Below are 17,181 nucleotides of genomic sequence, written 5' to 3' on the forward strand. Positions count from 1 at the left end.
GGGGTATACGTCTGGTGTCGGGGATGGGGAGTTAGAAGTGGCCCCATTGGCGCCAAGATTAGCCCTATCGTCATCAGGATCAATTGAGAAATTCAAAATCAGTGTATAAGTTCAGCTGATATCACTCTACGCCGAAGGGGCGACACCATGCAGGACCTCCAGACTCTGCGTGCCTTCGTCACCGTGGCGCGGGAAGGCAGCGTCTCCCGCGCCGCCGAGCGACTGCACCTGACCCAGCCCGCGGTGAGCCTGAAGCTCAAGCAGTTCCAGGTGGTGCTCGGCCTCACGCTCTTCCAGCGCCGCCCCCAGGGACTGGAGCTCACCGCCGATGGTCGTGCGCTGCTCGTCGCCGCCGAGAAGGCACTGGCGGCCATGGCCGCCTTCGAGCAGAGCGCCCGGGCCCTGCACAGCACGCTGCGTGGCCGGCTCAAGATCGGTACCATCGTCGACCCGGAATTCATCCGCCTGGGGGCCTTCCTGCGCCGACTGGTGGAACGCGCCCCGCAGCTCGAGACCGAACTGCACCACGGCATGAGCGGCACCGTGCTGGAGCGGGTGCGTCGCGGCGAGCTGGACGTCGGCTTCTTCCTGGCCCCACCCGGCGAGGGGCCGGGCATCCCGGAGATTGCCCACCGCGAGCTCACTCACTTCCACTACCACGTGATCGCCCCGGCCGGCTGGGGTAGCCGCCTGGCCGGTGCCGACTGGCCCCGGCTCGCCGCCCTGCCGTGGATCACCACGCCCGGGGACTCCGCCCATCACCGCCTGCTGCACGGCGTACTCGACCCGCTGGGCATCGTGCCCAACGGTGTGGCTCAGGTGGATCAGGAAGCCTGCATGCTCGACCTGGTACGCGCCGGCGTGGGCCTCAGCCTGGCCCGGGACGCCCTGGCCATGGCCGAGCGTCAGGAGCGCGGCCTGGTGGTCGCCGAGGGCATGCGCCTGCCCTGCGCGCTCAGCTTCGTCTGGCGTCGCGATCACGGCGAGGAGGCGGTGATCGCCGAGTCGCTGGAGATACTCACAGATGTCTGGGGAGCACTGCCGCCATGACATTCAGAAATGGGAAAGGAGCGCCCTGATGGCCGACCTCGAGATTCCCCAGCTCGTCCTGATCGGACTGATCTTCGTCTGGAGCGGCTTCGTGCGTACCAGCCTGGGCTTCGGCGGTGCCGTGCTGTCGCTGCCCTTCCTGCTGCTGGTGCTCGACGAACCGCTGGTCTTCCTGCCGATCATCGCCATCCATCTACTGATCTTCTCCAGTTGGATCGCCTGGCGCGGCCACCGACAGCTGGTGGCCGACAACGCCGGCCAGGCGCCGAGCGAGGGCAACATCGACTGGGGCTATCTGCTAAGGGCGATGAAGGTGATGATCATCCCCAAGCTGATCGGCGTGGTCGGCCTGCTGACCCTGCCGGGCGACGTGCTGACCAGCATCATCTTCGTGATCGTAATGGTATACGCGGTCGGCTATGTGCTCGACAGACCCTTTCGCAGCCATAACCGCATCCTGGACGGCGTACTCCTGGCGCTTGGCGGCTACGTCAGTGGCACCTCGCTGATCGGCGCCCCGCTGATCGTCGCGGTCTTCGCCGCCCATGTCGCTACCCACCAGCTACGCGATACCCTCTTCGTGCTGTGGTTCATCCTGGTGCTGATCAAGATGATCTCCTTCGTGGTCGCCGGCATCGACCTACAGCTCATCCACCAGCTATGGCTGCTGCCGTGCGCCCTGATCGGGCATCTGATCGGCGAGCGTGCCCACCGTTTCATGGTCGGCAGCCGCACCAATCTCTACTTCCGGGTGCTCGGCGGCGTCCTCATCCTGGTCAGCGTGGTGGGACTGTTCAGCTCGGCAGGCTAAGGCCCATAACGGCACCCACAGGGAGTGCTCCGGCACCACATGAACGCCAGGTGAATGGGGCGTTAAGGCTGCAGCAAGGTCAGGCGGCGTAAAACGGATCACGTACCCACACAAGAGGAGTGATCCTGATGAACTGGCTTGATACCGAACACCGCTACGGCGCGGTCTCTCGTTTCCTGCACTGGACCATGGCCGTGCTGATACTGCTCATGTTGGGCAGCGACTGGTGGATGGAGGGCATCGCTGGCCTCGGTGAGGGTGCCGCGATGGAGCTGCATCAGAGCATCGGCATGGCGCTGCTGGCCCTGCTCGCCTTCCGATTGGCCTGGCGCGTCGTCAACCGCGGCCGCCTGGATCCACCCGGCCACTGGCGCCTGGCCGCGCGCCTCGGCCACCTGGTCCTCTATGCCCTGCTGCTGCTGATCCCGCTAAGCGGCCTGCTCACGGCCTGGGGCAGCGGCGAGGGTGTAACCGTCTTTGGCGCACCGCTGATCGCGGCAGGGGCCGAGATCGAGTGGCTCGAGGAGGCCTCCGAGGAGACCCACGAGCTGCTCGCCAATCTGCTGTGGTTTGTCATCGCCGGCCATGTGCTCGCCACACTGGCCCACCAGTGGTGGCTCGGGGAACGCAGCCTACAGCGCATGGCCTGAACCATGCCCACAGCAAAGAAAGGGCCCGGCGCGAGCTATAGCGCCGGGCCCTGTTAGTGTAAACCAAGGAAATCTCCATCGACGGGGGCCAGGCCCCCGGCGAAGGCGTCAGTCGTGCTCCACCTCGAGTAGCTCGCCGCCACGGCTCCTGACCTCGAGCTCGCGGCCGTCGGCGTCAACCCCCTCGATCTCGACGCGGCCATCTCGGTCGACCTGGAGCTCCTCGAACTCGACCAGGCCCTCGGCCACGGCGACGGCCATGGCGTCGCGCACCTCGGCCTCACCGAGGCCCCAGGCGCCGCCGTCGCGCTTCTTGCGCTCCTCCTTCAGGCTCTCGCCGCTGGCCAGGTCGAAGCGCACCTCGGCCTGCCACTCGTCGTCGAGCCAGCCCTCGACCTCCACGCGATCGCGACTCTTGACCTCGATCTCCTCATAGGTCTGGAAGCCGAAGCTGCCGGCCTGGACCAGCACCTCGTCGAGGCGCTCGGTGGTCAGGCGATCATCCGCGGCCTGGGCCAGGGTGGCGGCGCCCATCAGGGCAGCCAGGGAAGCGCTCAGGATCATCTTGCGTTGCATGGGTCATACCTCCGTTCATGGGTGCCGCTCCGTTATACCGCCAGCGACCTTGCCACAGGGTGAAAGGGCCATTCATGCTGCATTCATGTTTGGCCTGGCACGCTATGGTCATGAAGAATCGACGCCTGCTGTCCCGCCTGCGCCTGCCGGCGCTGGTCACCCTCCTCGCCCTGCTGGCCACCTCTCCCGCACCAGCGGACGAGGCATGGCGCGACCTTCATGAGGCGGTGCGCGAAGGGAAGATCGTGCCCCTGCCCGAGATCCTCGATTGGCTCGAGGCCCACTACGTGGGCCAGGTACTCGAGGTGGAACTCGAGCGTGACGATGGCCGGATGCTCTACGAGGTCGAGATGCTCGGCCCCCAGGGCCAGGTGGTGGAATTCGAGTTCGATGCCGCCAGTGGCGAGCTGATCGGCATGGAGGGCGTGAACATCAACATGATGCAACGCGAGGATGGCGCGGAATGAAGGTGCTGCTGGTGGAGGATGACCGGCCGCTGGCCGAAGCGCTGCAAGAGGCGCTGGGTGACGCCGGGGTGCTGCTGGAGACCGCCACCACCGGCGGCGAGGCGGACTTCCTGGTGCGCACCGAGGCCTACGACGCGGTAGTTCTCGACCTGGGCCTGCCGGACGGCGACGGCAGCCGCTGGCTGGCCGAGTGGCGCGAGGACGCCATCGACACGCCGGTGCTGGTGCTCACCGCCCGGACCCGCTGGGCCGACAAGGCCGCCGGTTTCTCAGCCGGCGCCGACGACTACGTCACCAAGCCCTTCGAGACCGCCGAGGTGCTGTTCCGGCTGCGCGCCCTGGTGCGGCGCAGCCACGGCCACGCCCACCCGGTGCTGAGGATCGGCGAGCTCACCTTCGACACCCACACTGGCAGCGTTACCCTGGCCGGCCGCCCGGTGAGCCTGACCGCCCAGGAGTCACGGCTGCTGGCCTACCTGGCCCACGCCACGCCCCGCGTCGTGAGCCGCAGCGAGCTCGCCGAACACGTCTACGATCGCGACCACGAGCCGGATTCCAACGTCATCGATGTCCAAATCAGTCGGCTGCGCCGAAAACTCGGAGCCTCGCGCATCCAGACCCTAAGGGGCCAGGGGTATCGCCTAGCGGCAGGCGATGAGACACCATGAGGCGATTGCGACAATTGTCGCTGGCCAGCCGCCTGCTGCTGGCCTCCCTGCTGACCCTCACGCTCGCCCTGCCACTGGCCGGCGCGGGACTCTCCCACTATTTCCGCACCACCGCGACGGCCGCCTTCGACGAGCGCCTGGACGCCCTGCTCAATGTGGTCGTCGCCGGTCTCGCCTGGGCGCCAGCACAGGAGCAGCTGGTCCATGAGCGCTCGCTGGGGGACCCGCGCTTCGAGCAGGTCTTCTCCGGCTGGTACTGGCAGATCAGCGACGGAGCGGAGCGGGTGCTGACCTCACGCTCGCTTTGGGATCAGCGCCTACCGGTCCGCTCCCATCGCCAGGTGATGATCCGTGACCTGGAAGGCCCGCGCGGGACTCCACTGCGCGTTATCGAGCGCGATATTCAGCTGGCACCGCTGGACGGCCCTCTGCACGTCAGCGTGGCCGTCTCCCGGGAGACGCTGGACGCGGAACTCGCCCACTTCACCCGACTGGTAACGCTCTTACTGGTTGGCCTGGGGGTGTTGCTGCTGGTCACCCTGGCCCTTCAGGTGCGCTGGGGGCTGGCCCCCCTGCGCCGCTTACAGGCCGACCTGCGGCAAGTAGAGAACGGCGATGCTGAGCGTCTCGATACCCGCCTCTCGCCGGAACTCGCTCGTCTCGCGCAGGCCATGAACGGCGTGCTGGACCGGGACCGGCGACTGATGACGCATGCGCGGCATGCCGCCGGCAACCTGGCGCATGCGCTGAAGACCCCGGTGAGCGTACTGACCACCCTGGCCGATGGCACCGACGAACCACGGCGCACGCGCATCCGCGACGAACTGACGCGCATCGATGCCGCTGTCCGACATCACCTGGCCCGCGCTTCGGCGGCCGGGGACGCTGCCCTGGCGCCCCGGGTCGCGGCCAGCGACGTGCTGGCGCCGATCTTTGCAGGGCTTGGCCGCCTGGCCAAGCGGCGCGGCCTCACCCTCAGCCATCGCCTGCCGGCCGAGATGCGCGTGCGCATGGAGGCGCAGGACCTACAGGAACTGGTCGGCAACCTGCTGGACAATGCCCTGCGCTGGGCCAAAGGCCGGGTCGAGGTACGCGGTGGCAACGATGCCGGTGGGAGCTGGCTGGAGGTCGAGGACGATGGGCCGGGCATGGACGAGGCCCAGCGTCAGGCCGCGCTTACCCGCGGCGCCCGGCTCGACGAGCAGCGTCCGGGCAACGGCCTGGGCCTGGCCATCGTGGCCGACCTGGTGAAGCTCAGTGGCGGCCGACTGGAACTCGCCCGCTCGCCCCTCGGCGGCCTGGCGGTGCGCGTCTGGCTGCCCGACCGCCCCTTTCAGCCTTACGCCTGACGCGTCACACACGGCTCAGCCCCGATGGCCTTCGTCGGGCTCGGGCTCGTCGGCACACTGGTGCCAGCTCTCCAGCTGGATGGTGGCGTGGTGCAGGCCATAGCGCTCCGCCAATAGGCGGCGGATCGCTAGCAGCGCGGCCTGGCGATCCTCGCCCTCGTCGATGGCCGCATGCAGCGACACCAGGTGACGCCCAGGCGTAAGCGACCAGACATGCACGTGATGCACATTGCAGACCGCCTCGAGCTGTTCGGGGATCTCGCGGCGCAGAGTCGCCGCGTCTAGCTAGTCCGGGGCACCCTCCAGCAGAATATGACCGGACTCTCGGGTCAGCTTCCAGGCGCTGCGCAGGATCAGCATCGCCACCAGCATCGAGAGCAGCGGATCGATGGGCATCCAGCCAGTGGCCAGTATCACCAAGGCCGCGACGATAGCCGCCACCGAACCCAGAAGGTCCCCCAGCACGTGCAGGGCGGCCCCACGGATATTGAGGTTGTCGCGGTCGCCGAAGTGCAGGATGGCGAACACCACCAGGTTGACCAGAAGCCCCAGGGCGGCGATCGCCAGCATGGTAGTACCCATCACCGTCACCGGCGAGAGCAGCCGGCGGATCGCTTCGATGACGATCCACACCACGATGGCAATCAGCGTCAGGCCGTTGACGAAGGCGGCAAGAATCTGAACCCGGTGGTAGCCGAAGCTGCGCTTCGCATCGGCCGGGGGGCGGCTGATACGCGCAGCGAACCAGGCCAGCGCCAGGGCGGCGGTGTCGGTAAGCATGTGGCCGGCATCGGCCAGCAGCGCCAGCGAGCCGGAGAGGATACCGCCCACCACCTCGGCGACCATGAAGCCGCCGGTGAGCAGGATCGCCCAGGCTAGCCGGCGCTGACTGTCGTGCCCGGCATGATGAAGGTGGTGATGCGAATGGTCGTGATCGTGAGCCATGGGCCCTCCCTTGCCAGGCTTCCAGCATAGCGCAGCGCCAAGACGTCCTTCACACCTGGCGCGAGTTCTCCGCGCCGCTTGCCCTGTCAGCCGATGAGAGGCGCCACGAGCAGCCCCCCGGCCAGCCAGACCAGGGCCAGCACCACCAGCCCCTGCAGCACTCGCTTGCCCAGTGAGACATTACCGCCACCGTGGTCATGATGGTGATGGTGATGCCCGCCATCCTGGCGTCCCTTCCACCAGAGACCGACCAGCCCCGCCGTGACGGCCAGGAAGATCAGGTTGAGAAAGAAGCCGTAGTTGACCGCGAAGAAGTCACGCTCGGTGATCGCGCCGGCGCCACTTCCTTGGGGCAGCCAGCCGAGCAGGTCCATGCCGTAGTGCAGCAGCAAGGCCGTCACCACCAGGGTGCTGAGCAACAGCGCCAGGATGTAGAGCGCCATGCGCCACCCATAGTAGGTGGCATTGATGCGCAGCACCGGCAACACCACCAGGTCGGAGAAGATGAACGCCATCACCCCGGCGAAGCTCACACCATTTTCGAAGAGCACGGCGGCCAGCGGGATATTGCCCATGGAACCGATGAAGGTGAAGAAGGCGGCCAGTGGGCCAACCAGTGCCTGAGCCAGCAGTGCGAGGAAGCCGGGGTCGTCCTCACCGGCACCCAGGAACAGCGCCTGGAAGAAGCTCTCCGGCACGAAGGCCGCGATGATCCCTGCCACGGTGAAGCCGATCAGCACGTCCTTCCAGACCATCTGCCACTCCATGACGTAAGTCTGGCCGATCTGCCGCCAGCCCTCGCGGCTCTTGATTTTCTGCCGCCAGTCCGGAGCCCGAGCTTCCTCCTGCTCCTCGTTGCCCTCCAGACGCTTGCGAACTCGCGCAATCAGGGCATCGGGTCGAGTGATGCGGATGAAGGCCCAGGCCAGCAGGATCAACAGGATGCCGCCGGCATACTCACCTACCACGAAGGGCCAGCCCAGGAAGAGCGCAATTACGAAGCCCAGCTCCACCACCAGGTTGGTGGAAGCCAGCATGAAGGCCATGGAGGGCGCCAGGCCGGCCCCCTTCTGGAAGAGCGTGCGGGTGGTCGCCAGGGCTGCGAAGCTGCAGGAACTGGAAATGAAGCCGAAAACGCTTCCCAACAGCATGCTGCGAGGGCCATCCGTTCCCATGGCACGCTGCATCCGTTGCCGGGTTACCAGCACCTGGATCAGGCTGCTGATCAAGTAGCCCAGGGCGAAGGCCCACAGGGCCATCCAGAAGAATCCCAGGCTGGTGACGGCCGCCTGGTTCCATAGCGACAGGAAACGTTCCATGGTCTCGCTAACCTCGAAAGTGAACGAAACGGCGGACCGGGTGCCCCCGGCCCGCCATGGATGACCCATCAAGCTACAGCCTGTGGGCAGCCCAAGGGTCAAGCCAGCACCGCGACGGGCAAAGCAAGAAAGGGCTCACACGATGAGCGCGGGGCCGGTCACATCACCGGCACACCGGTAACCCATACGTGCAGGTGGAAGGCGAAGAGGTAGTAAGCCATCAGGCCGATCACCACGGTCGCGACGGTGCCGACCATGCCCGGAGCAGCGGTGTCCGGCCGCGGGCGACGACGGGCCGCGCGGAAGTCGAACACCGCCCACAGCAGGAAGGCCCCGAAGAAGACGATGTCGCCCAGCCGACCGTTGGCCAACAGGTGAGCGAAGGCCCACAGCTTCACGGCGATGATCATCGGATGGCCCAGCTTGGCCTTGATGTGGTTGCCGGGCACATAGGCCGCCACTAGCAGCACGAAGGCGGGGATCATCAGCAGCGAGACCAGATGGCGCAGGCCCACCGGCGGCTGCCAGACTAACATCGGGTCCAGGCGCATCTGGCCATAGCCCCAGATCGCCAGGGCTAGGCCGATGATCGAGACCACCCCATAGGCCGCCTTCCAGGGCAGCACGCCCATTCGCTGAATCTGGGCGGTTCGCCAGTCGTCCGCCACGATGCGCACCGAGTGCATACCGAGAAAGATCAACAGGCCGAGAATCATCACGGTCATGGTAGAAGTCTCCATCAGGGAAAAGGCAAACTGGAACGAAACCGCAGCCAGCCTAGTCTGTTGGCCTGATCACGACCAGTGCCGACGAGCGCTAAGGCACCAAAGACGCAAAGGATTGTCATGTCCCGAGATGCTTCTCCCCTGCCCGAGGTCCTCGCCGGTCCCATCCTGAGACGCCTGAGCGCCGAGCGCCTGGTGATCTGGCTGGTAGGCTCGCAGCCCCTCGAACTCGGAATGATGCTGCATCCAACCGGACACCCGCCACGCCGCCTGACACTGAACGAGCGCCGCCTGCAGCGCCTGCCGCTCGGGCAGCATGCCTGGCTGCACCTGATCGATGTGGCTCTCGACACGCCGCTGCCCCGCGGCGTGCGCATCGACTACGACCTGAAGATCACCAATGACGGAGGCGACAGCAGCATCGCCGACTGGGCGCCCCACGTGCTGCATGAGGGTGCCACCTACCCCGCCTTCGTGCTGGCCGACAGCCACCGTCGACTGCTGCATGGCTCCTGCCGCCGACCCCATTACGACGGTCCCGACGGCCTGGTGCGTGCCGATGCCTGGCTGGCCGAACGCCGGGAGACTCCCGAGGCCTGGCCCGCCTGGTTGCTGATGACCGGCGACCAGATCTATGCCGACGACGTCGCCGGCCCCCTGCTGGTCGCCATCCACGCACTGATCCGCCGCCTGGGCCTCTTCGACGAGACCCTGGAGGGCGCCACCGTGGCCGACAGCCAGGCCCTCCACGCAGACGCCGCCAGCTACTACCGGCGCGAAACGCTATTGCCGGACGCCGAGAGCAGCGAGGACGTGCGCAAGGGCTTCTTCGGCGGCGTGCGCAAGCCAGTCTTCACCTCGGCCAATGCCCACAACCACCTGATGAGCTTCGCCGAGGTCATCGCCATGTACCTTCTGGCCTGGTCGCCTGAGCCCTGGCGGCTGGTCGAGATGACCGAGCCGGCGCTGGGTGAAGAGCACGCGGCACTCTTCGGCGAGGAGCGAGCGATCATCGAACGCTTCGCCGAGGGGCTGCCTGCCGCCGCCCGGGTGATGGCCCATTTGCCCTCGCTGATGATCTTCGATGACCACGACATCACCGACGACTGGAACCTCACCGCGGACTGGGAACGCACCGCCTACGGCCATCCCTTCTCGCGGCGGATCATCGGCAACGCCCTGCTGGCCTATTTGCTCTGCCAGGGCTGGGGCAATGACCCGGACCGCCTGGCCGAGCCGCTGGGCGAGGCCACCGCACTGCTGGAGTCGGCGGCCAACCAGGAGGGTTGGCTGCCCGCCGGGGAGCAGGACGCCGTGATCGAGCAGTTACAGCGTTTCCAGGGCTGGGAAGTGGAGGTCGAGGGCGAGCCCAAGCTGGTGGTGCTGGACACCCGCACCCGGCGCTGGCGCAGCGAGCGCAGCCCGAAACGCCCCTCTGGCCTGATGGACTGGGAGGCCCTCTCGGAACTGCAGCAGCAGATTCTCGATGCCCCTTCGGTGGTGATCGTTTCACCGGCTCCGATGTTCGGCGTCAAGCTGATCGAAGTGATCCAGAAACTCTTTACCCTGGCCGGCAGGCCGCTGCTGGTCGATGCCGAGAACTGGATGGCCCACCGCGGCGCCGCCAGCGTGATGCTCAACATCTTCCGCCACTCCCGCACCCCGGGGCACTACGTGATCCTCTCCGGCGACGTGCACTACTCCTTCGCCTATGACATCCACATCCGCCAGCATCGCGAGGGACCGAAGATCTGGCAGATCACCTCCAGCGGCATAAAGAATGCCTTCCCCGATCCCCTGCTCGACTGGTTCGACCGCCTGAATCGCTGGCTCTACGCCTCGCGCTCGCCTCTCAACTGGTTTACCAAGCGCCGGCGCATGATAATCGCGCCGCGCGACCCGGATCGCGCCAAGGCCGGCGAGCGGCTATGGAACGGCTCCGGCATCGGCCTGGTGGAACTCGACGATCAGGGTCGCCCGAGCGACATCCGCCAACTCGATGCCCGCGGCTTCGACGTCACCTTTCCACCGCGCGATCAGGACCGCTAACGCCGGCGCCACAGAGCGAGGCCGCCGGCCACCACCAGCCAGCTCATGGCCCCCGCCACGCTGTCGTCGAGCACGATACCCAGCCCACCGGGCACCGCCTCGGCCTGGTTCACAGGAGGCGGCTTGGTGGCATCTAAGAGCCGATAGACCACGAAAGCACCGGCCATGGCCACGGGATGGCGCGCCGTCGACTGGCCCAGCACCGCCACCGGGAAGGCGACGATCTCGTCGAGTACGATGCGCCCGTCGTCCTTGCCACCCAGCGTCTGCTCGGCCAGGTGACACACCGGCACGGCGGCGAGCAGCAGCACCAGCGTCACCGCTATCTGCATCCCCCGGGTGCGGCCCAGCAACCACCAGGCCAGCGGCAGCCCCAGCAGCGACCCGACGGTACCCGAGGCCCAGGGCGAAAGCCCCGTGCCCAGGCCGGTAGCCAGCCACATCACGACGTTGTCCATGTTCTTTGCTCCCTGAGCGACCGATACCGGCCGAAAATCCGCCAAGATACCCGCCGGCCCGGCGGACGTCGACATTCATCGCCGGCCGACGCATCATTCAGGGATGACCCTCGATACGACCCACCGCAACCGGCAAATGACCCACTTCGACGGCCACGACGAGATCTGGCTGTTCGGCTACGGCTCGTTGATCTGGAAGGCCGACTTCCCCTTCCTGGAGCGCCGCCCGGCCTATATCCACGGCTGGGTGCGGCGCTTCTGGCAGGGTTCCCACGACCATCGCGGCACCCCCGAGGCGCCGGGCCGCGTGGCCACCCTGGTGTGCCAGCCCGGCTCGATCTGCCACGGCATGGCCTACCGCATCACCCCCGAGGTGCTCGGCCCGCTCGACGTACGTGAAAAGAACGGCTATCTGCGCGAGGTGACCCGGCTGCACTTCGATGACGACGCCTCGCCGGCGAGTGCCGAAGGGCTGGTCTATCTCGCCACGGAGGACAATGCCGCCTTCCTCGGCGACGCCCCGCTCGACGCTATCGCCGAGCAAATTGCCATGGCCCACGGGCCCAGCGGGCCCAACCGCGACTACCTGGTCAACCTGGCCAAGGCACTGAGCGAACTCGGCGTGGACGATCCCCACGTGTTCGCCCTGGCAGCACGCCTGCCCCACCCAGCAGACGCCCGTTGCCCCGACAAGAGCCCACCCACGGAGAAGACCCTCCCATGAGCGTGACCCTCGACGACGTCCGACAGGCCGCCGCCCGCCTGCAAGGGAACGTGGAGCGCACCGCCTGCCTGCACGCCACTACCCTCTCGCAGCTCACCGGCTGCGAGGTCACCATCAAGTTCGAGAACCACCAGTTCACCGCCTCCTTCAAGGAGCGCGGCGCCCTGAACCACCTGCTCTCGCTGAGCCCCGAGGATCGCGCCCGGGGGGTGATCGCCATGTCGGCAGGTAACCACGCCCAGGCGGTGGCCTATCACGCCGCCCGGCTCGGCATCCAGGCCACCATCGTCATGCCCCGCCACACTCCCAACCTCAAGGTGCGCAACACTCGCAACTTCGGGGCCGAGGTACACCTCGAGGGTAACGGGGTCGATGAAGCCGGCGTCTATGCGCGGCGCCTGGCCGAAGAGCGCCACCTGGTCTTCGTGCACCCCTATGACGACGCGCGGATCATCGCCGGACAGGGCACCATTGCCCTGGAAATGCTCGAAGAGGTTGCCGACCTCGACTGTCTGGTGATTCCCATTGGTGGCGGCGGGCTGATCAGCGGCATCGCCGTGGCAGCCAAGGCGCTGAAGCCCGATATCGAGGTGATCGGCGTGCAGACCTGCCGCTTCCCGGCCATGCAGCAGGCGCTGGCCGGAGAAGCGATCCACTGCGGCCTGGCCAGCCTGGCCGAGGGCATCGCCGTGAAGCAGCCCGGGATACTGACCAGGGAGATCGTGCGCGAACTGGTCAGCGACATCGTGCTGGTCGACGAGCCCGAGATCGAGCGCGCCATCCTGATGCTGCTGGAGATCGAGAAGAGCGTCGCCGAAGGTGCCGGCGCCGCCGGCCTCGCCGCCCTGCTCACCGACCCGGCGCGCTACCGCGGCCGCAAGGTAGGGCTGGTGCTGTGCGGCGGCAACATAGACATGCTGGCGCTCTCCTCGGTGATCCAGCGCGGCCTGGTGCGCACCGGCCGCATCGTGCGGGTGCGGGTCGGCATCTCCGATGTTCCAGGGTCGCTCACCGAGCTCACCCGTTTGCTCGCCGAACAGCGCGCCAACGTCATCCAGATCGCCCACCAGCGCACCTTCACCGACCTCTCGCTGCGTGCCACCGAGGTCGAGGCCACCCTCGAGACCCTGGGCAGCGACCACACCCGCGAGGTGATCGCCGCGCTGCGCGCCGAGGGCTACGACCCGGTGCTGCCCGCCAACGAGGTGCACCCGGACGAGCGCTGGGCCACCGACCCCGAGGGGCATTGACCGGCGCCCCGAGCGCCTGGCGAACGACAAACGGCAGGCGTACCCTGTGCGCATTCCATCATCGAAGCGGTTTCCATCGTCTCAACAAGGAAAAAGTGATGAGCAGCAAGATCAACGTGACAACCCCCCTGGTCATCCTGCATGGCGACGAGATGGCACAGGTGGCCTTCGAGAGAATCCTCGATACCTTCGTGACCTCCCGGCTCGGCATCGAACTGGTCGAAATCGACCTGACCGCGGAGAACCGCCTGGTCACCAACGGCCAGGCGGTGATCGATGCCATCGAGGCGCTCAAGCGCTACGGCGTGGGCGTGAAGAACGCGGGGATGACGGTCAACCGCGCCCAGTTGGGTGAGCTGCTATCCGCCCATCCCGAACTCGACGGCACCACGTTGCATCCGCTGGCCACCAAATCGCCCAACGGCGCCATCCGCAAGGGCATCGGCGGCAACATCACCCGCGAGGACATCCAGTTCCGCAATCTGCAGTTCAACAAGCCGGAGTGGATCGGCCGCGACATCGAGGTCGACACCATGGAGGCCGGTGGCAGCAAGGACAGCTACAACGAGCTCTCCCGCGCGACCGGCATCGTCAAGCTGATGTTTGTCGGCGCCAGCGGTGACCCGGTGGAACTGCACCGCCGCGAGGTCAAGAAGGGCGACCCCTGGCTGCTCGCCACCAACGACATCGACGCGATCAAGGCCTGGGCGCACCGCTTCTTCCAACGCGCCATCGACGAGAAGCGCGACATCTACCTGGGCCTGAAGGATACCGTAATCGCCGGCTACGACGGCGTGATGCGCGCCGCCATCGAGGGCATCTACGAGAGCGAATACCGGGCGCAGGTCGAGGCGTTGGGGCTCAACTACCACTACGAGCTGATCGATGCCCAGGCCGCACGCATCGTCGCCAACCCGCCGGAACGAGCGCTGTGGGGCGTGCCGGACAACACTACCGGCCGCAAGCTCTACAAGCTGGTCGAGCAGCTCAAGCAGCACGGCATTCCCACCCGCAAGGCGCACGTCTCGCTGTCGCGGATGAGTGCCGGCGGCGGCGACCAGTATGGTAGCTACAACGCCCCCGCCGTTGAGGACGGCATCCTCAAGGTGATCGTCGACGGCGACGAGAAACATGCCCGACACGTCAAGCGGGGCGACCCCATCCTGCTGATGTCCAACGACCACGAGGCCATCAAGGACTGGGTCACCCAGGTGTTCCGTGACGCTTCGCGCAAGGGCAAGGAGGTCTACTTCGGCCTCAAGCGCGAATACATGAACTACGACGAGGTGTTCAGCACGGTGATCACCGACGTGCGCCGTGAGCTGGCCCAGGCCGACACCCCGCCGCCATCATTCATGATCATGCGACCCTCCAGCCAGCTCATCAAGATGATCACCGACCCGCCGCGCAACGCCCTCTACCCGGCGCAGAACCTCGACGGCGACATCTTCTCGGACATCTCCGCGGCGCTCGGCGGCAGCCTTGCCACCGCCAGCTCGATCATCGAAAGCAAGAGCGGCACCATGCTCTTCGAGGCCCCCCATGGCACCGCCCATGACCTCTACCTCAAGTACCTGGAGAGCGATGGCAAAGAGGCGCACTTCAACTCCTCGGCGCTGATCTTCGCCGTGGCCAATGCCCTGGAGACGCTCGGCGAACGCGAGGGCAACCCGGCCTTGGTAAACTACGCTACCCGCCTCAAGGCCGCGCTGATCGATACCGTCGCCGACGGCATCATCACCGGCGATCTCAAGGGCAAGACCACCGACCCCGCCGCGGAAACCGTAGTCGACATGCAGGGCTTCCTCGACGCCGTAGCCGAGCGTCTGGCGGCCTGACACGACAACGCCGGCCCCGTATGCCTCGGGGCCGGCGCTGTCATCTGTGCTGCAGGGTCAGCCGCGGGTATCGTCCTCGTGATCTTGCCACTCGGTGTCCTCGGCATCGTGGTCGGACACCACTCGGTCACGCCCACTCTTCTTGGCCTGGTAAAGCAGTTGGTCGGCCCGACTGTAGAGCCGATCGAAGCCCGTCTCATCCGCCACCTCGACCACTCCGATACTCACCGTCAGCCGGCGATCGGCCGCCGGCCCGGGTAACGGCATCGCCCGGGTCGCGCGCAAGATCCGCTCGGCCAGGTGCTGGGCTCCCGCCATGTCGCTGTCGGGCATCAATATCGCGAATTCCTCGCCGCCCATCCGCGCCACGGTGTCGATGCGGCGCACTTCACGCTCGAGGGCGCGCGCAAAGGCGACCAGTACCGCATCGCCCAGGGGGTGGCCGAAGTCATCGTTGATCCGCTTGAAGTGGTCCAGATCCAGCAGTATCAGGCTCAGGGGTGCACCGTGACGTCGCCACCGGTCAAATGCCTGCTCAGCCATTTCCCGCAGCCAGCGGCGGTTACTGAGACCGGTCAGTTCGTCGGTGCGGCTCTGCAGGCGCATGGTCTCCCGCTGACGATACAGATGGAGCAGCATCAGCATCACTGCGCCGACCGCCAACAGGAGCAGCAGGAGCAACACCGCCACGGCAAGGGTCAGCCGCTCCATCAACAGTCGCTGCTCGGCCGAGGCCTGGTGGAGCTGCTCGTTCAGCTCGCTGTAGGCCCAGGCCAGGCCTTCCTCGACCTCCATACCCAGGCTCAACATGGCCTCGCTGGCCGGCTCGTCGAGTCCCTCTTCGGCGGCGGCATCGACGGCGGCCTCCAGTGCGGGCAACCGTGACGCCACATAGGTCAGTTCCTCGACCAGATCGGCATATCTGGTGGGCGCGAGTTCGCTGCGACGCAGCTGCCGCTGGATACTCTCGATACGGCGAGGAATCCGCCACAACAGATCATGGATCTGTTCCAGGTGGATCAGGTCCTGACTGTCGATCAGGCTATCCAGGGTTATCCGCAATGCGGCGGGATCCTGCTGGGCCCTCACCACATCGGTGACCAGCGCCGTGTAGTCGGCCCCCACATGCCGTCGTGCCTGGGAGACGTAATAGCCGAACGCCAGGGCACAGAGCGTGGCGATCAGGCAGAACACCACGACCAGGCGCATGCCCAGGCCTCGGCTCGAGGCAGCGTTCATCGGGCGCTGATCTCCCGGATCGACCAGATCCAGCGCGTTATCGACACATTACCCTCCAGCGCGGCGGCAGCGTCCTCGGGCACGATCAGCATCAGGGGCCCCAGCATATCTTCATCTAGGGGTTCTCCCTCGAGACGCGTGGCCAGAAGGTAGCGTTTCTCCTGCCGCTGGGCCGGGGTAAGGAAGGTCGTGTAGCCATCGAAGGCGAGAAACCTGACACGACGCGCCTCCTCGAGGCCCTGAGCGGTGAGGAAGTCATCCAGCCAGACCCCAGCAAAGGTGCCCTCGGGTCCCTCCGGATGGCGCATGTCCACCTCATGGAGGCCCGCCTCCTCGACTTGTTCGAGAGTGAGTTCGCGAGACTCGGTGCCCTCCGTCACGGTCAGCATCGGAGATGAGCTATCGGCGAGTGCGGGACCCGACGCATACAGCAAGAAAAGCCAGCCGGCCAGGAAGCCGGCGCGTAGAGGAGAGGAAAGAACGCCCATGGAGACTCCCGTAACGGGATGGAAGGTATCGGATGGCAGCGGTTGCAGGCAGCTGGCCTGGTAGGTAAGACGTGTGTCTGAACGTACAGACTATCGCGAGCACCCTACCCGGCGTCCACTTTTTGCGACAGGTCGTCACCAACGGATGACCCATTACGAGGAAATTGACTCGACTCCCCTGGCCAAAGGCGGCAGTCAGCGACTGGTGCCGGCGGAGAAGCCAGACTAGAGTGACTGCTCCCCGCCCGAGTGTGCGGGGCTTCCCACTTCTCAGGCAGCAACCGGCGACATGCCGGATTTACGCGAGCCTCCATGGGCAGAGACCGACAATCCTTCAGCCTTCAGCTTGATAATGCCTTGATGCTTGATGTTCAGTGCCGCGTTGATGTCCCGGTCATGGGGCGCATGGCAGGCGTGGCACTCCCATGACCGGATGCTCAACGGCATGGCGTCGACCTTGTGCTGGCAGACATGGCAGGTCTTGGAGCTGGCAAACCACGGATCGATCTTGACCAGGTATTTGCCCTGCTCCTTGGCCTTGTAGTCCAGCTTGGTGGTCAAGGCGTGCCAGGAGG

The 17,181-nt window shown here is 66.3% G+C and carries 19 protein-coding genes; 10 read left to right on the plus strand and 9 right to left on the minus strand.

The window, feature by feature from the left end; translation table 11 throughout:
* Nucleotides 1-147: 147 nt before the first annotated feature.
* The 3 genes from BMY30_RS16700 (at nucleotide 148) to BMY30_RS16710 (ending at nucleotide 2,511) form a co-directional block, all read left to right on the plus strand.
* The gene (locus tag BMY30_RS16700; RefSeq protein ID WP_089715812.1) at nucleotides 148-1,050 is read left to right on the plus strand and encodes a LysR family transcriptional regulator; all 903 of its coding nucleotides are present in this window, start codon (nucleotides 148-150) and stop codon (nucleotides 1,048-1,050) included.
* A gap of 28 nt (nucleotides 1,051-1,078) precedes the next feature.
* Entirely contained in the window at nucleotides 1,079-1,861 is a 783-nt protein-coding gene (locus tag BMY30_RS16705) for a TSUP family transporter (protein ID WP_089715815.1), read from the plus strand.
* 128 nt (nucleotides 1,862-1,989) lie between these two features.
* Nucleotides 1,990-2,511 (plus strand): cytochrome b, encoded by a 522-nt coding sequence (locus BMY30_RS16710; RefSeq protein ID WP_089715817.1) that lies wholly within the window; start codon nucleotides 1,990-1,992, stop codon nucleotides 2,509-2,511.
* Nucleotides 2,512-2,619: 108 nt separating this feature from the next.
* Here the strand turns inward: BMY30_RS16710 and BMY30_RS16715 are convergent, their stop codons facing one another.
* Entirely contained in the window at nucleotides 2,620-3,087 is a 468-nt protein-coding gene (locus BMY30_RS16715) for a PepSY domain-containing protein (RefSeq protein WP_089715819.1), read from the minus strand.
* A 110-nt stretch (nucleotides 3,088-3,197) separates the two neighbouring features.
* On the opposite strand from BMY30_RS16715, the gene BMY30_RS16720 reads away from it, so the two are divergent.
* From BMY30_RS16720 to BMY30_RS16730, 3 genes are read left to right on the plus strand one after another with little or no spacing between them, the layout of a single operon-like run.
* A complete protein-coding gene (locus tag BMY30_RS16720) occupies nucleotides 3,198-3,554 on the plus strand; it encodes a PepSY domain-containing protein (RefSeq protein WP_089715848.1) in 357 nt (118 codons plus the stop codon).
* Nucleotides 3,551-4,222: a response regulator transcription factor gene (locus tag BMY30_RS16725; protein ID WP_089715821.1), complete on the plus strand. Its 672-nt coding sequence runs from the start codon at nucleotides 3,551-3,553 to the stop codon at nucleotides 4,220-4,222. The genes BMY30_RS16720 and BMY30_RS16725 overlap by 4 nt, the downstream gene beginning before the upstream one ends.
* The gene (locus BMY30_RS16730) at nucleotides 4,219-5,571 is read left to right on the plus strand and encodes a sensor histidine kinase (protein WP_089715824.1); all 1,353 of its coding nucleotides are present in this window, start codon (nucleotides 4,219-4,221) and stop codon (nucleotides 5,569-5,571) included. Before BMY30_RS16725 ends, BMY30_RS16730 begins: the two co-directional genes overlap by 4 nt.
* A 15-nt stretch (nucleotides 5,572-5,586) precedes the next feature.
* Here BMY30_RS16730 and BMY30_RS18245 read toward each other — a convergent pair whose 3' ends face one another.
* The 4 genes from BMY30_RS18245 to BMY30_RS16745 all read right to left on the minus strand — a co-directional run bounded on the left by BMY30_RS18245 (nucleotide 5,587) and on the right by BMY30_RS16745 (nucleotide 8,560).
* Nucleotides 5,587-5,841 (minus strand): cation transporter dimerization domain-containing protein, encoded by a 255-nt coding sequence (locus BMY30_RS18245; RefSeq protein ID WP_483099048.1) that lies wholly within the window; start codon nucleotides 5,839-5,841, stop codon nucleotides 5,587-5,589.
* Between the two features lie 15 nt (nucleotides 5,842-5,856).
* Entirely contained in the window at nucleotides 5,857-6,516 is a 660-nt protein-coding gene (locus tag BMY30_RS16735) for a cation diffusion facilitator family transporter (RefSeq protein ID WP_244516258.1), read from the minus strand.
* A gap of 86 nt (nucleotides 6,517-6,602) precedes the next feature.
* The gene (locus BMY30_RS16740; protein ID WP_089715827.1) at nucleotides 6,603-7,835 is read right to left on the minus strand and encodes a permease; all 1,233 of its coding nucleotides are present in this window, start codon (nucleotides 7,833-7,835) and stop codon (nucleotides 6,603-6,605) included.
* A gap of 158 nt (nucleotides 7,836-7,993) precedes the next feature.
* On the minus strand, nucleotides 7,994-8,560 hold the full coding sequence (locus BMY30_RS16745; RefSeq protein WP_089715828.1) for an NnrU family protein: 567 nt from the start codon (nucleotides 8,558-8,560) through the stop codon (nucleotides 7,994-7,996).
* A gap of 120 nt (nucleotides 8,561-8,680) precedes the next feature.
* Here BMY30_RS16745 and BMY30_RS16750 point away from each other — a divergent pair, with 120 nt between their 5' ends.
* Nucleotides 8,681-10,609 (plus strand): alkaline phosphatase D family protein, encoded by a 1,929-nt coding sequence (locus tag BMY30_RS16750; RefSeq protein WP_089715831.1) that lies wholly within the window; start codon nucleotides 8,681-8,683, stop codon nucleotides 10,607-10,609.
* Here BMY30_RS16750 and BMY30_RS16755 read toward each other — a convergent pair.
* Nucleotides 10,606-11,067, minus strand: coding sequence for a phosphatidylglycerophosphatase A family protein (locus tag BMY30_RS16755; protein ID WP_089715833.1), 462 nt, complete (start codon nucleotides 11,065-11,067; stop codon nucleotides 10,606-10,608). The two genes, BMY30_RS16750 and BMY30_RS16755, sit on opposite strands and share 4 nt — an antisense overlap.
* Nucleotides 11,068-11,170: 103 nt before the next feature.
* Here BMY30_RS16755 and BMY30_RS16760 point away from each other — a divergent pair, with 103 nt between their 5' ends.
* From BMY30_RS16760 to BMY30_RS16770, 3 genes are all read left to right on the plus strand, one after another.
* On the plus strand, nucleotides 11,171-11,791 hold the full coding sequence (locus BMY30_RS16760) for a gamma-glutamylcyclotransferase (RefSeq protein ID WP_089715836.1): 621 nt from the start codon (nucleotides 11,171-11,173) through the stop codon (nucleotides 11,789-11,791).
* Nucleotides 11,788-13,041, plus strand: coding sequence for a threonine ammonia-lyase (locus tag BMY30_RS16765; protein WP_089715838.1), 1,254 nt, complete (start codon nucleotides 11,788-11,790; stop codon nucleotides 13,039-13,041). The genes BMY30_RS16760 and BMY30_RS16765 overlap by 4 nt, the downstream gene beginning before the upstream one ends.
* A 98-nt stretch (nucleotides 13,042-13,139) precedes the next feature.
* Nucleotides 13,140-14,879 carry an isocitrate/isopropylmalate family dehydrogenase gene (locus BMY30_RS16770; RefSeq protein WP_089715840.1) on the plus strand — a complete coding sequence of 580 codons (1,740 nt, stop codon included), beginning with the start codon at nucleotides 13,140-13,142 and terminating at the stop codon, nucleotides 14,877-14,879.
* A gap of 57 nt (nucleotides 14,880-14,936) precedes the next feature.
* Here the strand turns inward: BMY30_RS16770 and BMY30_RS16775 are convergent, their stop codons facing one another.
* From BMY30_RS16775 to BMY30_RS16785, 3 genes are all read right to left on the minus strand, one after another.
* Nucleotides 14,937-16,118 carry a GGDEF domain-containing protein gene (locus BMY30_RS16775; RefSeq protein ID WP_089715843.1) on the minus strand — a complete coding sequence of 394 codons (1,182 nt, stop codon included), beginning with the start codon at nucleotides 16,116-16,118 and terminating at the stop codon, nucleotides 14,937-14,939.
* Entirely contained in the window at nucleotides 16,115-16,606 is a 492-nt protein-coding gene (locus tag BMY30_RS16780; RefSeq protein WP_089715846.1) for a molybdopterin-dependent oxidoreductase, read from the minus strand. The genes BMY30_RS16775 and BMY30_RS16780 overlap by 4 nt, the downstream gene beginning before the upstream one ends.
* A 270-nt stretch (nucleotides 16,607-16,876) precedes the next feature.
* Nucleotides 16,877-17,181, minus strand: a 305-nt coding sequence (locus BMY30_RS16785) for a zinc ribbon domain-containing protein (RefSeq protein ID WP_139195547.1), incomplete at its 5' end; no start/stop codon positions are given.

The sequence above is a fragment of the Halomonas daqiaonensis genome (genome assembly GCF_900109725.1).
GTDB classification, from domain to species: Bacteria; Pseudomonadota; Gammaproteobacteria; order Pseudomonadales; family Halomonadaceae; genus Halomonas; species Halomonas daqiaonensis.

Bases quoted from the DNA above. Each gene is read 5' to 3' on its own strand.
- BMY30_RS16765 (WP_089715838.1), top strand. From the start codon at position 11,788: ATGAGCGTGACCCTCGACGACGTCCGACAGGCCGCCGCCCGCCTGCAA.
- BMY30_RS16710 (WP_089715817.1), top strand. From the start codon at position 1,990: ATGAACTGGCTTGATACCGAACACCGCTACGGCGCGGTCTCTCGTTTC.
- BMY30_RS16775 (WP_089715843.1), bottom strand. From the start codon at position 16,118: ATGAACGCTGCCTCGAGCCGAGGCCTGGGCATGCGCCTGGTCGTGGTG.
- BMY30_RS16705 (WP_089715815.1), top strand. From the start codon at position 1,079: ATGGCCGACCTCGAGATTCCCCAGCTCGTCCTGATCGGACTGATCTTC.
- BMY30_RS16720 (WP_089715848.1), top strand. From the start codon at position 3,198: ATGAAGAATCGACGCCTGCTGTCCCGCCTGCGCCTGCCGGCGCTGGTC.
- BMY30_RS16755 (WP_089715833.1), bottom strand. From the start codon at position 11,067: ATGGACAACGTCGTGATGTGGCTGGCTACCGGCCTGGGCACGGGGCTT.
- BMY30_RS16715 (WP_089715819.1), bottom strand. From the start codon at position 3,087: ATGCAACGCAAGATGATCCTGAGCGCTTCCCTGGCTGCCCTGATGGGC.
- BMY30_RS16760 (WP_089715836.1), top strand. From the start codon at position 11,171: ATGACCCTCGATACGACCCACCGCAACCGGCAAATGACCCACTTCGAC.
- BMY30_RS16735 (WP_244516258.1), bottom strand. From the start codon at position 6,516: ATGGCTCACGATCACGACCATTCGCATCACCACCTTCATCATGCCGGG.
- BMY30_RS16770 (WP_089715840.1), top strand. From the start codon at position 13,140: ATGAGCAGCAAGATCAACGTGACAACCCCCCTGGTCATCCTGCATGGC.
- BMY30_RS16700 (WP_089715812.1), top strand. From the start codon at position 148: ATGCAGGACCTCCAGACTCTGCGTGCCTTCGTCACCGTGGCGCGGGAA.
- BMY30_RS16740 (WP_089715827.1), bottom strand. From the start codon at position 7,835: ATGGAACGTTTCCTGTCGCTATGGAACCAGGCGGCCGTCACCAGCCTG.
- BMY30_RS16725 (WP_089715821.1), top strand. From the start codon at position 3,551: ATGAAGGTGCTGCTGGTGGAGGATGACCGGCCGCTGGCCGAAGCGCTG.
- BMY30_RS16750 (WP_089715831.1), top strand. From the start codon at position 8,681: ATGTCCCGAGATGCTTCTCCCCTGCCCGAGGTCCTCGCCGGTCCCATC.
- BMY30_RS16745 (WP_089715828.1), bottom strand. From the start codon at position 8,560: ATGACCGTGATGATTCTCGGCCTGTTGATCTTTCTCGGTATGCACTCG.
- BMY30_RS16780 (WP_089715846.1), bottom strand. From the start codon at position 16,606: ATGGGCGTTCTTTCCTCTCCTCTACGCGCCGGCTTCCTGGCCGGCTGG.
- BMY30_RS16730 (WP_089715824.1), top strand. From the start codon at position 4,219: ATGAGGCGATTGCGACAATTGTCGCTGGCCAGCCGCCTGCTGCTGGCC.